Raw genomic sequence first — 16465 nt, forward strand, 5'->3', positions numbered from 1 at the left:
CCGGGTATGAGGCGCGGTATCAGCCGTCGATGGTTTCGGGCAGCCGCCAATCGATCGGCGCACGGCCGTTCGCGGCGAGATACTCGTTGGCGAGCATGAAATGCCGGCAACCTAAAAAGCCGCGGTGCGCCGAAAGCGGCGACGGATGCGGCGCCTCGAGCACGCAGTGCGGCCGCGTATCGAGCAGCGCGCGCTTGGCCTGCGCGTGCGCGCCCCATAGCATGAACACCAGATGCTCGTGTCGATGGGCGAGTTCGTGAATCAACCTGTCGGTGCAAGCTTCCCAGCCGCGTTTGGCGTGACTGGCGGCCTTGCCTTGCTCCACGGTCAGCACCGTGTTCAGCAGCAGGACGCCTTGCCGTGCCCAGGCGTCGAGACATCCGTGCGCCGGCATCGTGTGGCCGAACTCGGCCGCGATTTCCTTGAAGATGTTGCGTAGCGACGGGGGGGGCCGCACGGGCGCCGGCACCGAGAATGCCAGACCATGCGCCTGCGGGTGGCCTTTGTCGTCGCCGTGGTAGGGGTCTTGGCCGACGATGACGACTTTGACGTCATCGGGGCTCGTCAGCCGCAACGCGCGGAAGACTTCCGAGGGATAGACCGTTTTGCCAGCCGCGATTTGCTCGTCCACGAACGCGCAAAGCGGCCGATAAGCGTCGCTGCCGATGAAGCCGCCAAGATGCGCGCGCCATGCCGCCGGCAACGCGTCGAATTGCGATTCGAGCGGAGCGCAAAGACCTTTCAGCCCCTCGCACGCTTGCGGTGCAGGAACCTCGGGCGCCGCATCGAACAACAAACGTTGCGCCGGATCGCTGCCGCCTGCCGAGGACGTCGCCGGCGTCGTCTTCCCGCTTACTTTGCGCACAACCGATAACCCCGCTGCGCCTTGTTCACGTTTTCCGGCGCGAGCCCCGCGACCGCGGCCGACAATGTGTCCGCCAACGCATGAAGCGCGCGTTCGTCGCCTTCCAGCAGCTCCAACTCGATTTCGCTGATCGCCTCGCTGCGTGTTTGCCCGTCGACCATGGCCGTCACTTCGCCGCGATCGATGGCTGCCTCGATGCGCGCGCCGTCGAACTCCACACGCCACAGGCGCCGCGTGAAGCTGGTGCGGAACCGCTCGCCGAGTTCTCGTGCGGCGGCGCGCAGCGCGGCGAGCGCTAGCGCGTCGTCGCATACGGCGGCGAGCGCCTCGAATTCAAGCGCTTCTCCCGCAACGGCCGTTTCCCACTCGTGGCGGCTATGCATCCCGCCCTCGGCCGTGCCCGCCGCCTTGAGCGTTTGGAGCCAGCCTTCGGGCGTCTTGCGCAAGCGCAGCGCGATCTTCGCTTTCGCAAGCGCAAGCGCGGCCGTATCGAAGTAGATATTGACGAGCGGGATGTCGCGCCCGGGCGCACCGGCCATGCCGGCGAAAAAGCGGTCGGCCGCATCGGCCTGGCCGGGCGGAAGCGCCAGTTTGATTTCGCGTTCGATACTCATGCTTCGGTGCGGGTAGGGGGGGGCGAGTGCGTCGAAAAACGCCGGTACGCTCAGAAAAACATTTGCGAGAGTGCGGCGCCCGGATCGTCGGCCCGCATGAACGCTTCGCCGACGAGAAACGTATGAACGCCGTTTTCGCGCATGCGCTCGACGTCGGTACGCGCCAAGATGCCCGACTCGGTTACGACGATCCGGTCGTCCGGCAGCGCATCGAGCAAGCTGAGCGTCGTGTCGAGCGACGTCTCGAAGGTGCGCAAGTTGCGATTGTTGATACCGATCAGCGGGGTCTTTAGCGTCAGCGCTTGCATTAGCTCCTCGCGGTCGTGCACTTCGACGAGCACGGCGAGCCCCAGCGAGTGGGCGAACGCTTCGAGCTCTTGCATTTGCGTGAGCGAGAGGGCGGCCGCGATCAGCAAAATCGCATCGGCTCCCATCGCGCGGGCTTCGACGATCTGATAGGGATCGATGATGAAATCCTTGCGCAGCACGGGCAGCGCGCAGGCTTCGCGAGCCGCTTCGAGATATGCCGCGCTGCCTTGGAAGAACTGCACGTCGGTGAGCACCGACAAGCATGCCGCGCCGCCACGTTCGTACGAGCGAGCGATCTCGGCCGGCACGAAATGTTCGCGCAGCACGCCCTTGGACGGGCTTGCCTTTTTGACTTCGGCGATGACGGCGGATGCCCCGGCCTCATGCTTGGCGCGCAGTGCGCCGACGAAATCGCGCAAATCGCGCGAGGATGCTTCGAGACGCAGCTCTTCGAGCGGCGCGCTCAATTCGGCCGCGCGCACTTCCTCGCGCTTCACGGCGATGATCCGGTCGAGAATGTCGCTCATGGACGAAGTCCTTCTTGTCGATCGATGGTGAATGTCGCTGATGCGTGCGGCGGCATCAATGCTTGAACTGCTGTGTGAAACGCACGAGCTCGTCGACCTTCGCGCGGGCCTTGCCCGTCGCGATGGCTTCGCGCGCGATTTCGATGCCGTCGGCGATCGAGGCGACCACGTTCGCCGCGTACAGCGCCGTGCCCGCGTTGAGCGTGACGATCTCGCGCGCCACGCCGGGACGATTTTCCAGTGCTTGGAGTAGCATCGTCTTCGATTCGTTCGCGTCGTTCACCTTCAGCGTACGGTTCGATACCATCTGCAACCCGAAATCCTCGGGGTGAATCTCATATTCGTGGATCTGGCCGTCGCGCAGTTCGCCGACGAGCGTCGCGGCGCCGAGCGAAACCTCGTCCATGCCGTCCTTGCCGTAGACGACGAGCACGTGCTTGGCCCCGAGCCGCTGCATGACGCGCACCTGAATGCCGACCAGATCGGGATGGAACACACCCATCAACTGATTGGGCGCGCCGGCCGGATTCGTGAGCGGGCCTAGGATGTTGAAGATCGTGCGCACGCCGAGTTCCCGGCGTACCGGCGCGATGTTCTTCATCGCGGGATGATGATTGGGGGCGAACATGAAACCCATGCCGGTTTCTGCGATCGAGGCGGCCACTTGTTCGGGCTGCAAATCGATATTCACGCCGAGCGCTTCGAGTACGTCCGCGCTGCCCGATTTGCTCGATACGCCGCGCCCGCCGTGCTTGGCCACCTTCGCGCCTGCTCCCGCGGCAACGAACATCGTCGCCGTGGAGATGTTGAACGTATTGGCGCCGTCGCCGCCCGTGCCGACGATATCGACGAAATTCGCGTTATCGGGCACCTCGACGTGACGCGCGAACTCGCGCATGACCGTGGCGGCCGCCGCGATTTCGCCGATCGTTTCTTTCTTGACGCGCAAACCGGTGATGATCGCCGCGGCCATTACGGGCGACATGTCGCCGCGCATGATGAGCCGCATAAGGTGCAGCATCTCGTCGTGAAAGATTTCCCGGTGTTCGATCGTGCGCTGCAGTGCTTCTTGCGGTGTGATGGTCATGGTGCACCCCTGGTTCGTTCCGTCGAGTGTGCGTCGCGCGGGCGGTCTATGCGCTCGCGTCGCGCGGCCTCAAGCCGTCTGTGCCACCCTCGCTCCCTTCAAGAAATTCTCGAGCAGCGCGTGGCCGTGCTCGGACAGGATCGATTCCGGGTGGAACTGCACCCCTTCCACGGGAAGCGTCTTGTGGCGCACGCCCATGATTTCTCCGTCCTCGGTCCACGCCGAGATTTCGAGGCAATCGGGCAGCGATTCGCGTTCGATCGCGAGCGAGTGATAGCGCGTGACGTCGAAGTGCTTGGGCAGATTCGCGAACACGCCTTTGCCGTCGGTCTCGATGCGGCTCACTTTGCCGTGCATGATCGTGCGCGCGCGCACGACGCGCCCGCCGAACGCCTCGCCGATCGCCTGATGGCCGAGACAGACGCCGAGGATCGGTATCTCGCCGGAGAACCGGCGCAGCACGTCGAGCGTAATGCCCGCGTTTTGCGGATTGCTCGGCCCCGGCGACAGGCAGATTTGATCGGGCTTCATCGCTGCGATTTCGTCGAGCCCGATCTCGTCGTTGCGATAGGTGCGCACCTCCTCGCCGAGTTCGCCGAAATACTGCACGAGGTTGTACGTGAACGAATCGTAGTTATCGATCATGAGCAACATGATGTTCTCCGCTCAGAAGTCGCTGTCGAGGCCGTCTTGCACTTGTTCGGCGGCGCGTAAGACCGCGCGTGCCTTGTTCTCGGTTTCTTGCCATTCCGATTCGGGCACCGAGTCGGCGACGACGCCCGCCGCCGCTTGCACGTACAGATTGCCGTTGTGGATCAGGCCGGTGCGGATTGCGATCGCCAAATCCATCTCGCCCGTGAACGAGAGGTAGCCGACCGCGCCGCCGTACAGACCGCGCTTGACGGGTTCGAGCTCGTCGATCAGTTCCATCGCGCGCACCTTGGGCGCGCCCGACAGCGTGCCGGCGGGAAACGTCGCGCGCAGCACGTCGAAGTTCGTCATTCCCGGCTTGAGCTTGCCTTCGACCGAACTCACGATGTGCTGCACATGCGAGTATTTCTCGATGACCATTTTGTCGGTTACGGCGACCGAGCCCGTTTGCGCGATGCGGCCGACATCGTTGCGCGCCAGATCGATGAGCATGACATGCTCGGCGATTTCCTTCGGATCGTTCAGCAGTTCGGTGGCCAGTTCCGCATCGCGCTCGGGCGTGCTGCCGCGCGGACGCGTGCCCGCCAGCGGCCGAATCGTGACGATCCGGTCGTCGCCGCGTTTTTCCTGGCGCACGAGGATTTCGGGCGATGCGCCCACCACGTGGAATTCGCCGAAGTTGTAGTAATACATGTACGGCGACGGGTTGAGCGAGCGCAGCGCCCGATACAGCGAAAGCGGATTGTCGCGGTACGGCTTGGTCAAGCGCTGACCCACCTGCACTTGCATCAATTCCCCGGCAGCGATGTATTCCTTCGCGCGGCGCACGGCGTTCAGGTAGTCCTCGCGCGCGAACTCGCGGTAGATCTCGGTGCGAACGCTCGGCGAGGTGACCGGCGGCTGCACCGTGGTGCGCAAGCGCTGGCGCAGCTCGCGCAGGCGTTGCTTGGCGCGCGAGTAGGCCTCGGGCGCTTGCGGGTCGGCGTAGACGATCAGATAAAGCTTGCCGGCCAAGTTGTCGATGACGGCGACTTCCTCGGTCAACACGAGTTGAATGTCGGGCAATCCGAGATCGTCGGGCGGCGCGCTCGCCGCAAGCTTCTTCTCGATATAGCGGACCGCGTCGTACCCGAAGTACCCGGCTAGACCGCCGCAAAAGCGCGGCAGCCCTGCGCGCTGAGCGACCTTGAACCGTGCTTGGAACCCAGCGATGAACTCGAACGGATCACCCTCGTGCGTTTCGACGACTTGACCGTCGCGTACCACTTCGTTGACGCCGCCCTTCGTGCGCACCAGCGTGCGTGCCGGCAGGCCGATGAACGAGTAGCGGCCGAAGCGCTCGCCGCCGACGACCGATTCGAGCAAGAACGAGTTCGCGCCGCCCCGTTCGGGCTGGGCGAGCTTCAGATAGAGCGACAGCGGCGTTTCGAGATCGGCTAGCGCTTCGGCGATCAGCGGAATGCGGTTGTAACCCTCGCTGGCGAGGGACTGGAATTCGAGTTCGGTCATGTTCCGATCCTGTGCGAACAGCCGTCGCGTGCGTTGCTCGTCGACGAGCGAAGCGAGGCGGGCGGCGAGCCGAATGTGAACGTACGCAGCGACAGTCAAGCAACGGCGCTTGCGATCGTTTCGACAATACGGCGAATGGTGCGCGAATGCGCGGAGAAACCAAAAAAACGGCGCTAAAGACGAGCTTCAGCGTACCTCGAAAGAGGTTAGCGCGACGAGCGACGCCAGGGCCAGGCTCCCCGGTCGATACTGCTCGGACTCCGTTTTTTGTTCAGAAACATGAGGTGAATGACTTTTGGGTCGTCAGCGATTGAGCGTTGCGCCGGAGCCGGAAACAGGGTTCGCGATGAACCTCGCGGCCTCGAGCAACGTGGCGACTATACCATCCGAATTTATCGTTTGTATAGCTTTGCCGTGGTTGTAGCCATAGGGGACCGTCAAAGTGGCCATTCCCGCCGCGCGGCCCGCGAGCGCATCGTTCTCCGAGTCGCCGATCGCCACCGCCTCGCTTGGTGCGACGCCCATCGCCTCGCACGCGGTGAGCATCGGCAGCGGATCGGGCTTTTTGCGCGTCACGCTGTCGCCGCCGAGAACGACCGAAAAATATCCGGCGAGCCCATACTTTTCGAGCAGCGCCACGGCGAACCGATGCGGCTTGTTCGTGACGCAGGCGAGCTTCACGCCTGCTTGCGCGAGCGCGGCGAGACCCGGCTCGACGTCGGGATAAAGCTCGGTGTGACGGCCGTTGACCTCGGCATAGTGCGCCTGATAGCGATCGAGCGCGTGAGCGAAGCGCGCGTCGGTTTCCTCAGCGGAAAAGCGTGCCGAGAGCACGGTGCGCACCAAATGTTCCGAGCCCTTGCCGATATAGCCGATGACCTCCTCGCGCGAGATCGGCCGCGCGCCCAATTCGGCCAGCATGCCGTTCAAGCTTGCCGTGAAGTCGTCGAGCGTATCGACCATCGTGCCGTCCAGGTCGACGACGGCCGCCTTGAGCCGGCGCGCGGTCATGCGCGTGCGGCGCCGGCCGACGCCAGTTCGCGGCGCATCTCGTCGATGACGGCGCGATAGTCGGGCTTGCCGAAGATCGCCGAGCCGGCGACGAACGTATCGGCACCCGCTTGCGCGATCTGGGCGATATTCTCGACCTTGACGCCGCCGTCCACCTCCAGATGGATTTCGCGGCCGGTGCGCGCCTGGTAGGCATCGATTCGCGCCCGCGCCTCGCGCAGCTTGTTGAGTGCCTCGGGGATGAACGATTGACCGCCGAAGCCGGGATTGACCGACATGATGAGGACCAGGTCGACGCGATCCATCACATGGTCCAGATAGTTCAGCGGCGTCGCGGGATTGAATACGAGGCCTGCCTTGCAGCCGTGATCGCGAATCAGCGACAGCGTGCGGTCGATATGGTCCGACGCTTCCGGATGAAAGCTGATGACGTTCGCGCCTGCCTTGGCGAAGTCGGGGATGATCCGATCGACGGGGCGGACCATCAAGTGAACGTCGATGGGCGCTTGGACGTGCGGCCGGATCGCTTCGCACACGAGCGGGCCGATCGTCAGATTCGGCACGTAGTGGTTGTCCATTACGTCGAAGTGGATCCAGTCGGCGCCGGCGTCGATGACGGTGCGCACTTCCTCGCCGAGTTTGGCGAAGTCGGCGGAAAGGATGCTGGGAGCGATGCGAAATTGCGTCATGGCGTGAAAAGCGAGATGGCTGGGTACGGCCGCAAGGAACAAGACCGTGCCGCGTATGCCCGATAGGCGGAAAACTCGCATTTTACCGCGTTGGGGGCAGGCGGCTTGGGCGCCGCGCGGCGCCGGTTGCGGCCGGGGGCCGCATCGATCAGAATGCGAAACCGAGGCGGCGGCCAGGCAAGCGCCAGATGGTTGGGCTGGCCTCGATTCTCGAGAGAACGAAAGAGCGATGAGTCCGTATGAATTCAGCGTGTCCGCGCAGACGCGCTACTTGCCCGAGCAGTCCAACCCCGAGCGCCGGCAGTACGCGTTCGCCTATACATTGACGATCCGCAACACCGGGCAGGTGGCCGCGCAACTGATCGCGCGCCATTGGATCATCACCGACAGCGAGAACCGCGTGCAGGAAGTGAAGGGCCTCGGGGTGGTGGGCCATCAGCCGTTGCTGCAGCCGGGCGAGCAATTCGAGTACACGAGCTGGGCCGTGATCGAAACGCCGGTTGGGACGATGCGCGGCGCTTATTTTTGTGTGGCCGACGATGGCGAGCGATTCGAGGCGCCCGTGCCTGAATTCGCGTTGCAGATGCCGCGCACGCTGCATTGAGCGCGCCGCCTAACCGTTCTTCTTCCGGCCGGACATCGTCCAGACGACGATGATGACGAGCAAAACGAGCGCCGCCAGCGCTTCGAGCGCAAAAATCAACATCGGGTATTCGTCGAATAGTTCGGACATGGCGATTTCCATCAAGAGCGAACATTGTATGCGTATTTCTTCGTCTTTCCTTGGGCGGGCGGTGGCTGTCCTAGCTGCGGTGCTGTTGGCCGCCTGCGGGGGAGGCGCGATCGTTCGGCCCGCCGTCCCGCCCGTTGCCGGCGGACCCGCGCTGAGCGGCGTGGTGTCGCCGGGCCGGCTGACGCCCGTGGCGTGGCAACAGATTCCGGGCTGGCAAGACGATTCGCTGATCGGCGCGGCCGCCGCGCTGCGCGAGAACTGCCTGCGCGTGGCGCAACTGGTCACTTGGCGGCGCGCCTGCGCGGCTGCGGCGCAACTGGACGATCTCGACGCCGGCGCCACGCGCTCGTTCTTCGAAACGTATTTCACGCCGTTTCAGCTCGCCAACGGCGATGGCTCCGTCGATGGGCTCGTTACCGGATACTACGAACCGCTGCTGCACGGTTCGCACACCCGCGGTGGCCCTTACCAGTTCCCGCTTTATCGCTGGCCGTCCCGTTACCGGCCGGGAGCCGCGTTGCCGCCGCGCGCGGAGCTAGAGCGCTCGGGCGCGCTCGACGGTAACGAGCTCGTCTGGGTCGACGACCCGATCGAGGCATTCTTCTTACAGGTACAGGGCTCGGGACGGATCGTGCTCGACGACGGCAGCGTCATGCGCGTCGGTTTCGGCGGCTCGAACAACCAGCCTTATCGATCGATCGGCCGCTGGTTGCTCGATCATGGCGAAATCACCCCGGCTCAGGCCACGATGCAAGGCATCAAGGCGTGGGCGCGCGCGAATCCGGGCCGCGTGACGAGCTTGCTGGATACGAACCCACGCTTTGTTTTCTTCCGCGACATGTCATCGACGCAAACGGCATCGGCCGGAGGGGACGGCCCGATCGGGGCATTGGGCGTGCCTCTGACGCCCGAGCGCTCGATTGCGGTCGACCCCGCTTCGATCCCGCTCGGCTCGGCCGTGTTCTTATCGACGACGCGGCCGTTTTCGAACACGCCGATGAACCGGGTCGTGTTCGCTCAGGACACGGGCAGCGCGATTCGAGGGGGCGTGCGTGCCGACTACTTCTGGGGACTCGGCGACGACGCCGGCGATCTCGCCGGTAAGATGAAGCAGGCCGGGCGGATGTGGCTGTTGCTGCCTAATTCTTGATGGCAGCGGCGCGTCCGCCCGCCTCGCTGTCTTGTCGGCGCATCGGCTCCGCTATCTGCTCGGCCGTTAGGCCGTGCCGTTAGCTCGCGCGCTTGTCCACAATGCGCTTGGCCTTGCCGACCGATCGCTCGATGCCGTTGACCGGCAACACGTTGACGACGGCGGTCACGCCGATTAGCGCCTTGATATCGTAGGTGAGCGCTGCTTTCGCCGCCGCGAGCGCCGCGTCGTCGGCTCGCGTGTCCGGGCATGGCTCTACGTTCAGTGTCATGACATCGAGCGGCCCCTCCTTCGAGAGCACGATCTGATAGTGCGGTGCGAGCGCCGGCTGCTTGAGCAGCAACTCCTCGATTTGAGTCGGGAAGACGTTGACGCCGCGCACGATCATCATATCGTCCGAGCGCCCCGTGATTTTTTCCATTCGCCGCATCGTGCGGGCCGTGCCCGGCAGCAGGCGCGTCAAGTCGCGCGTGCGGTAGCGGACGATCGGCAGCGCTTCCTTGGTCAGCGACGTGAACACCAGTTCGCCGAATTCGCCGTCGGGCAATACGTCGCCCGTGACCGGATCGATGATCTCGGGGTAGAAATGGTCTTCCCAGATCGTCGGGCCGTCTTTCGTCTCGACGCATTCGCATGCCACGCCCGGGCCGATGACTTCGGAGAGGCCATAGATATCGACCGCATCGATGCCCATGCGCGCCTCGATTGCACGGCGCATGTCGTTCGTCCAAGGTTCGGCGCCAAAAATGCCGATGCGCAGCGAGCTGCTAGCCGGTTCGACGCCTTGGCGCTCGAGTTCATCGGCGATCGAGAGCATGTAGCTCGGCGTCACCATGATGATGTCGGGCTTGAAATCTTGGATGAGTTGAACCTGTTTTTCGGTTTGACCGCCGCCGAACGGGATGACCGTCAACCCCGCGCGTTCCGCTCCGTAGTGGGCGCCGAGCCCGCCGGTGAACAACCCATAGCCGTAGCTGATATGCACCTTGTCGCCGCGGCGCGCACCCGCTGCGCGGATCGACCGGGCAACCAGATTGGCCCACGTATCGATATCGCGAGCGGTATAGCCGACGACGGTCGGCTTACCGGTGGTGCCGGACGACGCGTGGATGCGTGAAATCCGCTCTTGCGGGACGGCGAACATCCCGAACGGATAGTTATCGCGCAGGTCGCTCTTCGTCGTGAACGGAAAGCGCGAGAGGTCCGCTAGTGTCTTCAGGTCGTCGGGATGGACGCCCGCTTCGTCGAACTTGCGTCGATAGACGACCGAGTTCTCATAGGCGTGCTTGAGCGTCCATTTGAGCCGTTCGAGCTGCAGGGCGGCGAGCTCGTCTCGGCTCGCGGTCTCGATCGGATCGAGCGGCAGCGCGGTGTTCATCGCATGTCTCCTCTGTCATAAAAATAACTGCCGGCGGACATGCCCAAGGGCTTGCCCGTCGCGTACGACGCGTGCCGTGTTCACGAGCCGCTGTTTTCGCAGCCGGTCCCGTGCCGACGGCGAAAACGGTCCGAGCGTTACGCGGGCGAGATCACATGGCCCTTGATGTGGGCGGATTTGCCGCGAAACAGGGCGACGGTTTCACCCTCGCGGTTCGTGACGCGAATGTCGTAGATGCCGGTGCGCCCACTGACCGTTTGTTCGACGGCTTCCGCCGTGAGAACGTCGTTGCCGTGTACCGGGCGCAAGAATTCGATCGAGCAACCCGACGCGACGGTATTCACGTTATAGGAGTTGCAAGCGAAAGCGAAGGTGGAATCGGCGAGCGTAAAAATGAGTCCGCCGTGGCAGATGGCGTGGCCGTTGAGAAAATCCGGCCGAACGGTGGCGCGCATGCGCGCATAGCCGGGCCGCACCTCGACGAGTTCGAAGCCGAGTGCACGGCTGCAGGCATCCGCTTCGTACATGGCTTGTCCGACCGCGCGCGCCAATTCGTCGGGAGAAAGCGACTGCGGTGAAGCTTCGCCGGCTGTAGCGTGTAAATCCGACGGCATATCAACGTCCCTCGAAACGCGGCGCGCGCTTTTGGATAAATGCCTGAACGCCCTCGGCATAATCGAACGAATTGCCGAGTTCCCGCTGTAGATCGCGCTCGAGATCGAGCTGCTGGTCGAGCGTATGCGTCGTGCTCGCCCGCATCGCGCGTTTGATCGCGGCGATGGCTCGCGTCGGCTGCTGCGCGAGCTTGCCGGCCAGCTCGGTGGCTCGCTCGAGCAATTCGGCATCATCCACGACCTGCCAGATGAGCCCCCACCGTTCGGCTTGCTCGGCGCCGATCTTCTCTCCCGTGATGGCGAGTCCAAGCGCGCGCGCCATACCCACGCGCTGCGGCAGGAATGCCGTTCCGCCCGAATCCGGCACGAGACCGATTTTGACGAAGGATTGCGCGAAGCTGGCCGAACGCGCGGCGAGGGCAATGTCGCAGGCGAGCGCGAGATTCGCACCCGCTCCCGCCGCGATGCCGTTGACGGCGGCGATCACTGGCAACGGCAATGCCTGAAGCCGGCGCACGAGCGGATTGAATTGTTCCTCGATCACGGCTCCGAGGTCGGTGCTCGCGCCTGGTTCCAAGTTCAGATCGGCGAGATCCTGCCCCGCGCAAAATCCGCGTCCGGCGCCGGTGAGCACCAGCGCGCGAACGCCCGCGGCCAGCACTTCGTCGAGCCCCGCATGTAACTGCTCATGCATCGCGCGCGTGAAGCTGTTCAGCTTCTCCGGGCGGTTCAGCGTGATGATCCCGAGGTGCGCCGCCGCGTCGATTTCGACACGAATTGCTTCATATTGCATCGATCGTCTCCCCATTCGCTCCGATTCCCGGTCGGCGTGCACCCCGCCGGCCGGGTCATGTCGATCACACGCGTTCGATAGCGAGCGCGATACCTTGGCCCACGCCGATGCACATCGTGCACAGCGCGTAGCGGCCGCCGATACGCTCGAGCTGGTGAAGCGCGGTGGTGATGAGGCGCGCGCCCGATGCGCCCAGCGGATGGCCGAGCGCGATCGCACCGCCGTTCGGGTTGACGCGTGCATCGTCGTCGGCGAGACCGAGCATGCGCAGCACGGCCAGGCCCTGCGAGGCAAACGCTTCGTTCAACTCGATCACGTCGAATTGCGAGAGCGACATCTCGAGCCGCTGCAGCAGTTTTTGCGTGGCGGGCGCAGGCCCGATACCCATAATGCGCGGTTCGACACCGGCCGTGGCCATGCCGAGGACGCGCGCGCGCCGACGCAATCCATATTGCGACGCGGCTTGTTCGTTGGCGAGCAGTAACGCGCATGCACCGTCGTTGACACCCGACGCGTTGCCGGCCGTAACGGTGCCGTCGGGACGCACGACGCCCTTTAGCTTGGCCAACGCCTCGAGCGACGTTTCGCGCGGATGCTCGTCGCGCGTGACGCGCAACGGATCGCCTTTCTTCTGCGCGATCTCCACGGGGACGATCTCTTGCGCTAGCGTGCCGTCTTGTTGCGCGCGTGCCGCCTTCTGCTGGCTGCGCAGCGCAAAGGCGTCCTGATCCGCCCGGCTAATGGAGAATTGCGCGGCGACATTTTCGCCCGTCTCGGGCATCGAATCGATGCCGTACTGCGCTTTTAGACGCGAATTGACGAAGCGCCAGCCGATCGTCGTGTCGAAGATGTCGGCTTGCCGCGAAAACGCGGTCGCGGCTTTGCCCATCACAAACGGTGCGCGCGTCATGCTTTCCACGCCGCCCGCGATCATCAGCCGCGCTTCGCCGGCTTTGAGCGCGCGCGCGGCGGACCCGACGGCATCCATGCCCGAGCCGCAGAGCCGGTTGATCGTCGAGCCGGGCGCATCGGTCGGCAAGCCGGCGAGCAGCGCGGCCATACGCGCGACGTTGCGATTGTCCTCGCCGGCTTGATTTGCGCACCCGTAGATGATGTCGTCCAGCGCGCGCCAGTCGACGCCCGGATTGCGCTCGATGAGCGCCTTGATGGGGAGGGCGGCGAGATCGTCCGCGCGGACGTCTTTCAGTGCGCCGCCGTAGCGGCCGATCGGAGTGCGAATGGCATCGCAGATGTAGGCATCGGTCATTGGATGGCTTCCAGCGAACGGGGTCCCGTCACGGCGACGGGACCGATCGACTTGATATTAGTGCGAGCCGGCGCGCGGCTCTATTCGGCCGGCCGGACTATGCCGTTCGGCCGACTTCCGCGGGCAACTCGCGCGGTGCAACATGGATCCTGCTTTGAACCACGCGGAAGCGGTTGGCGACGAATGCGGCGTCGGTCAACGCCGCGTTGGCTGCCGGATTGGCGCCGGTGCCGTGGAAGTCGGAGAACGCGGCCGATTGATTCACGAACACGCCGCCCGTGAGGTTGATCGACAGCGCAACGCCACCTTCGATCGCCGCCTCGTGCGCCGCCTCGATCGTCGCTTCGTCGGTGCTATAGACGGACAGCGTGAGCGCGCCGTGCTGGGCCGCGAGCGAGCCGGCCAACTCGAGCGATTGGCGTGTCGAATCCGTTGCGATCACGAAAGAGATTGGGCCGAACCATTCGCCGCTGAATTTCGCCAAATCCTTCGATGCATCCAATTGGAGCAGCAACGGCGTGCGCACGCGTGCGTTCGGGAAGGCGGGATGTTCGAGCGTTTGGCTATCGGCGAGCACGCGGCCGAGCGAGCGGGCTTCGTCGATCCGGCGAACGATGCCTTCGTTCTGAATGGCGCCGAGCAGTTCGACCGCGCGTGCCGGGTCCGCGCCGAGCTTTTGAACCGCGTTTGCGAGCGCGCCGGCAACCTGGTCGAAGCTCATGTGGCCTTCGGCGGTTTCGATACCATCGCGCGGCACGTAGATGTTTTGCGGAGCCGTGCACATCTGGCCCGAGTAAAGCGCAAGCGAGAACGCGATGTTGCGAACGGCCGCTTTTAGATCGTCGACGGAATCGATGACGATCTGATTGACGCCGGCCTTTTCGGTGAACACGTGGGCCTGGTGCGCGTGGTGTTCGAGCCAGGTGCCGTTTTGCGTGCTGCCCGTGAAGTCGATCAGTTTGATTTCGGGGCGCACGGCGAGATCTTGCACGAGTGCGCCGTCGTTGGGGTCCGTGGCGAGCAGCGTCACGACGTTCGGGTCGAAACCGGCTTCGCGCAGCACCTCGCGGGCGATACGAACGGTGATCGCGAGCGGCAAGATCGCGCCGGGGTGCGGCTTGACGATCACGGCGTTGCCGGTGGCGAGATCGGCGAAGAGGCCGGGGTAGCCGTTCCAGGTCGGGAACGTGCAGCAACCAAGGACGAGCCCGATGCCGCGGGGTACGACCGTGTAGCGCTTGTGCATCGCCAGCGGGGGATTCTTGCCCTGCGGTTTTTCCCAATGCGCGTTGGTCGGCACGCGGCGCAATTCGTTCCACGCGTAGGCCACGGCCTCGAGTGCGCGATCCTGGGCGTGCGGGCCTCCGGCTTGAAACGCCATCATGAACGCTTGCCCGGTGGTATGCATCACGCTGTAGGCGATTTCGAAGCTCGCCCGGTTCAGTCGGGACAGAATTTCGAGGCTAACGCCTATCCATGCCTCGGGGCCGGCTTTGCGCCAGGTTTGCTCCGCGAGGGCGGCCGCGCCGATCAGCGCATCGACATCGGCTTTCGGGTAGCGGACGTTAAGCGGGAAGCCGAAAGGCGATTGCTCTTGGCCGACCCATTCGCCTGTGCTGGGCTGATCGAGCATGAACGATTGGTCGAGTTGGGCCTTGAAGGCCGCTTCTCCGTCCGCGTTGCCGGTTTCCCCGTACACTTTGGGACTCGGCATTTCCGCGAAAGGGCTCCAGTAGCCGCGCGAGTCGATGGCCTCGAGGGCGTGCTTGAGCGTGTCTTCGTGCTTCGCAAATAGAGAATGGGTCATAGCGAGACAGGGGGCAGGCCAGACGTTGGTGGGAGACGGCCGGCAGTCCAAGGAATCATACCAATTAACCGACCGACCGGTTGGTTGGCGAATGTTAGCATTGTTTCCGAGCGGGCGCGAAAGCTTTTCGCGCCTTATCGATACTTAAGACTTGGAGGATGGATGAGCTACGAAAACATCTTGGTCGAGACGCGCGGGCGCGTCGGTTTGGTGACGTTGAATCGTCCGAAGGCGCTGAATGCGCTGAACGACGCGCTGATGGACGAGTTGGGCACGGCGCTCAAGGCGTTCGACGCGGACGAGAACATCGGCGCGATCGTCGTGACGGGCAGCGAAAAGGCATTCGCCGCCGGGGCCGACATCGGCATGATGGCCACGTATACCTACATGGATGTGTACAAAGGCGATTACATCACGCGCAATTGGGAGACGATGCGCTCCATCCGCAAGCCGATCATTGCCGCGGTGGCCGGATTCGCGCTCGGCGGCGGCTGCGAGTTGGCGATGATGTGCGACATCGTCATCGCAGCGGACACGGCGAAGTTCGGGCAGCCCGAGATCAAACTTGGTGTAATGCCCGGTGCCGGTGGCACACAACGCTTGCCGCGCGCCGTCTCGAAAGCGAAGGCGATGGATATGTGTCTGACCGCGCGCTTCATGGATGCGGCGGAAGCGGAGCGGGCCGGGCTCGTGTCGCGCATCGTTCCGGCGGCTTCGTTGCTCGACGAGGCGTTGGCGGCGGCGAACACGATCGCCGAGTTTCCGCTGCCCGCTGTAATGATGGTGAAGGAGTCCGTGAACAGCGCATACGAAACGACGCTCGCCGAAGGCATCCGCTTCGAGCGGCGGCTGTTCCACTCGCTGTTTGCGACCGAGGACCAGAAAGAGGGGATGGCGGCGTTCCTCGAAAAGCGCAAACCGGTCTTCAAGAACCGCTGAGATAAATCGTTCGAAATACCGCTTGCACGCTGCGCGGAAGGGGCCTAGAATTGCGCCCTTTCGTGCAGTCAGTGCGACTGAACGAAGAGAAGCGAGGCCTTGTGGCAAGCGGTTTTCCGCGAGGTTGAGCGTCAACGGTTCGAGAGCCAGCAGATGTAAGCGACGCTAAAAAAACTGTTGACGAGATGCAAAAGGTTCTGCATAATTGAGCGTCAACGGTTCGAGAGCCAGCAGATGTAAGCGACGCTAAAAAAACTGTTGACGAGATGCAAAAGGTTCTGCATAATCTCGTTTCTCTGCTGCTGACGCAGCAACGCAAGACGGGCGGTACTGAGAAGCAGGTGTTCCGGTGCTGTCGACGGTTGAGCGGCGCGATCTTTAAAAATTTACAGCCGATAAGTGTGGGCGCTTGATGGCGATGCGAAGCTTCGATCCTCGGATTGAAGCGAAGCGAAAGTATCAAGTCTCACACAGTATTGAGGAAGGTTTTTGTTCGTCGAGAGACGAATTTGAACTGTCAGT

16 protein-coding genes are annotated in these 16465 nt (G+C 63.7%); 3 read left to right on the top strand and 13 right to left on the bottom strand.

All coding sequences use genetic code 11. The features are described 5' to 3' along the window. Positions 1-19: 19 nt before the first annotated feature. The 8 genes from DXT59_RS02705 to rpe form a co-directional block, all read right to left on the bottom strand. Positions 20-796, bottom strand: a complete 777-nt coding sequence (locus DXT59_RS02705; RefSeq protein WP_420823354.1) for a uracil-DNA glycosylase — start codon at positions 794-796, stop codon at positions 20-22. Positions 797-852: 56 nt separating this feature from the next. Then, the gene (locus DXT59_RS02710) at positions 853-1479 is read right to left on the bottom strand and encodes a CYTH domain-containing protein (protein WP_116135394.1); all 627 of its coding nucleotides are present in this window, start codon (positions 1477-1479) and stop codon (positions 853-855) included. 50 nt (positions 1480-1529) lie between these two features. Then, entirely contained in the window at positions 1530-2315 is a 786-nt protein-coding gene (trpC, locus tag DXT59_RS02715) for an indole-3-glycerol phosphate synthase TrpC (RefSeq protein ID WP_116135395.1), read from the bottom strand. Positions 2316-2370: 55 nt separating this feature from the next. Further along, the gene (trpD, locus tag DXT59_RS02720; protein WP_116135396.1) at positions 2371-3402 is read right to left on the bottom strand and encodes an anthranilate phosphoribosyltransferase; all 1032 of its coding nucleotides are present in this window, start codon (positions 3400-3402) and stop codon (positions 2371-2373) included. 69 nt (positions 3403-3471) lie between these two features. Continuing rightward, positions 3472-4056, bottom strand: coding sequence for an anthranilate synthase component II (locus tag DXT59_RS02725; protein ID WP_116135397.1), 585 nt, complete (start codon positions 4054-4056; stop codon positions 3472-3474). Positions 4057-4068: 12 nt separating this feature from the next. Further along, a complete protein-coding gene (trpE, locus tag DXT59_RS02730) occupies positions 4069-5562 on the bottom strand; it encodes an anthranilate synthase component I (RefSeq protein WP_116135418.1) in 1494 nt (497 codons plus the stop codon). A gap of 303 nt (positions 5563-5865) precedes the next feature. Next, on the bottom strand, positions 5866-6573 hold the full coding sequence (locus DXT59_RS02735) for a phosphoglycolate phosphatase (protein WP_116135398.1): 708 nt from the start codon (positions 6571-6573) through the stop codon (positions 5866-5868). Beyond that, positions 6570-7262, bottom strand: a complete 693-nt coding sequence (rpe, locus tag DXT59_RS02740) for a ribulose-phosphate 3-epimerase (protein ID WP_116135399.1) — start codon at positions 7260-7262, stop codon at positions 6570-6572. Before rpe ends, DXT59_RS02735 begins: the two co-directional genes overlap by 4 nt. Positions 7263-7491: 229 nt before the next feature. Here rpe and apaG point away from each other — a divergent pair, with 229 nt between their 5' ends. Further along, a complete protein-coding gene (gene apaG, locus DXT59_RS02745; protein ID WP_116135400.1) occupies positions 7492-7866 on the top strand; it encodes a Co2+/Mg2+ efflux protein ApaG in 375 nt (124 codons plus the stop codon). 100 nt (positions 7867-7966) lie between these two features. Next, positions 7967-9145 (top strand): murein transglycosylase A, encoded by a 1179-nt coding sequence (gene mltA / locus DXT59_RS02750; protein WP_240324374.1) that lies wholly within the window; start codon positions 7967-7969, stop codon positions 9143-9145. A gap of 79 nt (positions 9146-9224) precedes the next feature. On the opposite strand, the gene paaK is transcribed toward mltA, so the two are convergent. The 5 genes from paaK to paaN form a co-directional block, all read right to left on the bottom strand. Beyond that, entirely contained in the window at positions 9225-10523 is a 1299-nt protein-coding gene (gene paaK / locus DXT59_RS02755; RefSeq protein ID WP_116135402.1) for a phenylacetate--CoA ligase PaaK, read from the bottom strand. 137 nt (positions 10524-10660) lie between these two features. Further along, positions 10661-11137, bottom strand: coding sequence for a hydroxyphenylacetyl-CoA thioesterase PaaI (gene paaI / locus DXT59_RS02760; RefSeq protein WP_116135403.1), 477 nt, complete (start codon positions 11135-11137; stop codon positions 10661-10663). A 1-nt stretch (position 11138) separates the two neighbouring features. Then, positions 11139-11930 (bottom strand): 2-(1,2-epoxy-1,2-dihydrophenyl)acetyl-CoA isomerase PaaG, encoded by a 792-nt coding sequence (gene paaG, locus DXT59_RS02765; protein ID WP_116135404.1) that lies wholly within the window; start codon positions 11928-11930, stop codon positions 11139-11141. 64 nt (positions 11931-11994) lie between these two features. Next, positions 11995-13197, bottom strand: coding sequence for a 3-oxoadipyl-CoA thiolase (gene pcaF / locus DXT59_RS02770; RefSeq protein WP_116135405.1), 1203 nt, complete (start codon positions 13195-13197; stop codon positions 11995-11997). 97 nt (positions 13198-13294) lie between these two features. Beyond that, on the bottom strand, positions 13295-15004 hold the full coding sequence (gene paaN / locus DXT59_RS02775; protein ID WP_116135406.1) for a phenylacetic acid degradation protein PaaN: 1710 nt from the start codon (positions 15002-15004) through the stop codon (positions 13295-13297). A 162-nt stretch (positions 15005-15166) separates the two neighbouring features. Here paaN and DXT59_RS02780 point away from each other — a divergent pair, with 162 nt between their 5' ends. Next, positions 15167-15943 (top strand): enoyl-CoA hydratase, encoded by a 777-nt coding sequence (locus tag DXT59_RS02780; RefSeq protein ID WP_116135407.1) that lies wholly within the window; start codon positions 15167-15169, stop codon positions 15941-15943. Positions 15944-16465: the final 522 nt, after the last annotated feature.

It is taken from the genome of Trinickia diaoshuihuensis, from assembly GCF_003390925.1.
Lineage (GTDB): Bacteria > Pseudomonadota > Gammaproteobacteria > Burkholderiales > Burkholderiaceae > Trinickia > Trinickia diaoshuihuensis.

What these genes read in the sequence shown, in the direction of transcription:
- DXT59_RS02710 (WP_116135394.1), bottom strand. Translation starts at nt 1,479, where the DNA reads ATGAGTATCGAACGCGAAATCAAACTGGCGCTTCCGCCCGGCCAGGCC.
- trpC (WP_116135395.1), bottom strand. Translation starts at nt 2,315, where the DNA reads ATGAGCGACATTCTCGACCGGATCATCGCCGTGAAGCGCGAGGAAGTG.
- trpD (WP_116135396.1), bottom strand. Translation starts at nt 3,402, where the DNA reads ATGACCATCACACCGCAAGAAGCACTGCAGCGCACGATCGAACACCGG.
- DXT59_RS02725 (WP_116135397.1), bottom strand. Translation starts at nt 4,056, where the DNA reads ATGTTGCTCATGATCGATAACTACGATTCGTTCACGTACAACCTCGTG.
- trpE (WP_116135418.1), bottom strand. Translation starts at nt 5,562, where the DNA reads ATGACCGAACTCGAATTCCAGTCCCTCGCCAGCGAGGGTTACAACCGC.
- DXT59_RS02735 (WP_116135398.1), bottom strand. Translation starts at nt 6,573, where the DNA reads ATGACCGCGCGCCGGCTCAAGGCGGCCGTCGTCGACCTGGACGGCACG.
- rpe (WP_116135399.1), bottom strand. Translation starts at nt 7,262, where the DNA reads ATGACGCAATTTCGCATCGCTCCCAGCATCCTTTCCGCCGACTTCGCC.
- apaG (WP_116135400.1), top strand. Translation starts at nt 7,492, where the DNA reads ATGAGTCCGTATGAATTCAGCGTGTCCGCGCAGACGCGCTACTTGCCC.
- paaK (WP_116135402.1), bottom strand. Translation starts at nt 10,523, where the DNA reads ATGAACACCGCGCTGCCGCTCGATCCGATCGAGACCGCGAGCCGAGAC.
- paaI (WP_116135403.1), bottom strand. Translation starts at nt 11,137, where the DNA reads ATGCCGTCGGATTTACACGCTACAGCCGGCGAAGCTTCACCGCAGTCG.
- paaG (WP_116135404.1), bottom strand. Translation starts at nt 11,930, where the DNA reads ATGCAATATGAAGCAATTCGTGTCGAAATCGACGCGGCGGCGCACCTC.
- pcaF (WP_116135405.1), bottom strand. Translation starts at nt 13,197, where the DNA reads ATGACCGATGCCTACATCTGCGATGCCATTCGCACTCCGATCGGCCGC.
- paaN (WP_116135406.1), bottom strand. Translation starts at nt 15,004, where the DNA reads ATGACCCATTCTCTATTTGCGAAGCACGAAGACACGCTCAAGCACGCC.
- DXT59_RS02780 (WP_116135407.1), top strand. Translation starts at nt 15,167, where the DNA reads ATGAGCTACGAAAACATCTTGGTCGAGACGCGCGGGCGCGTCGGTTTG.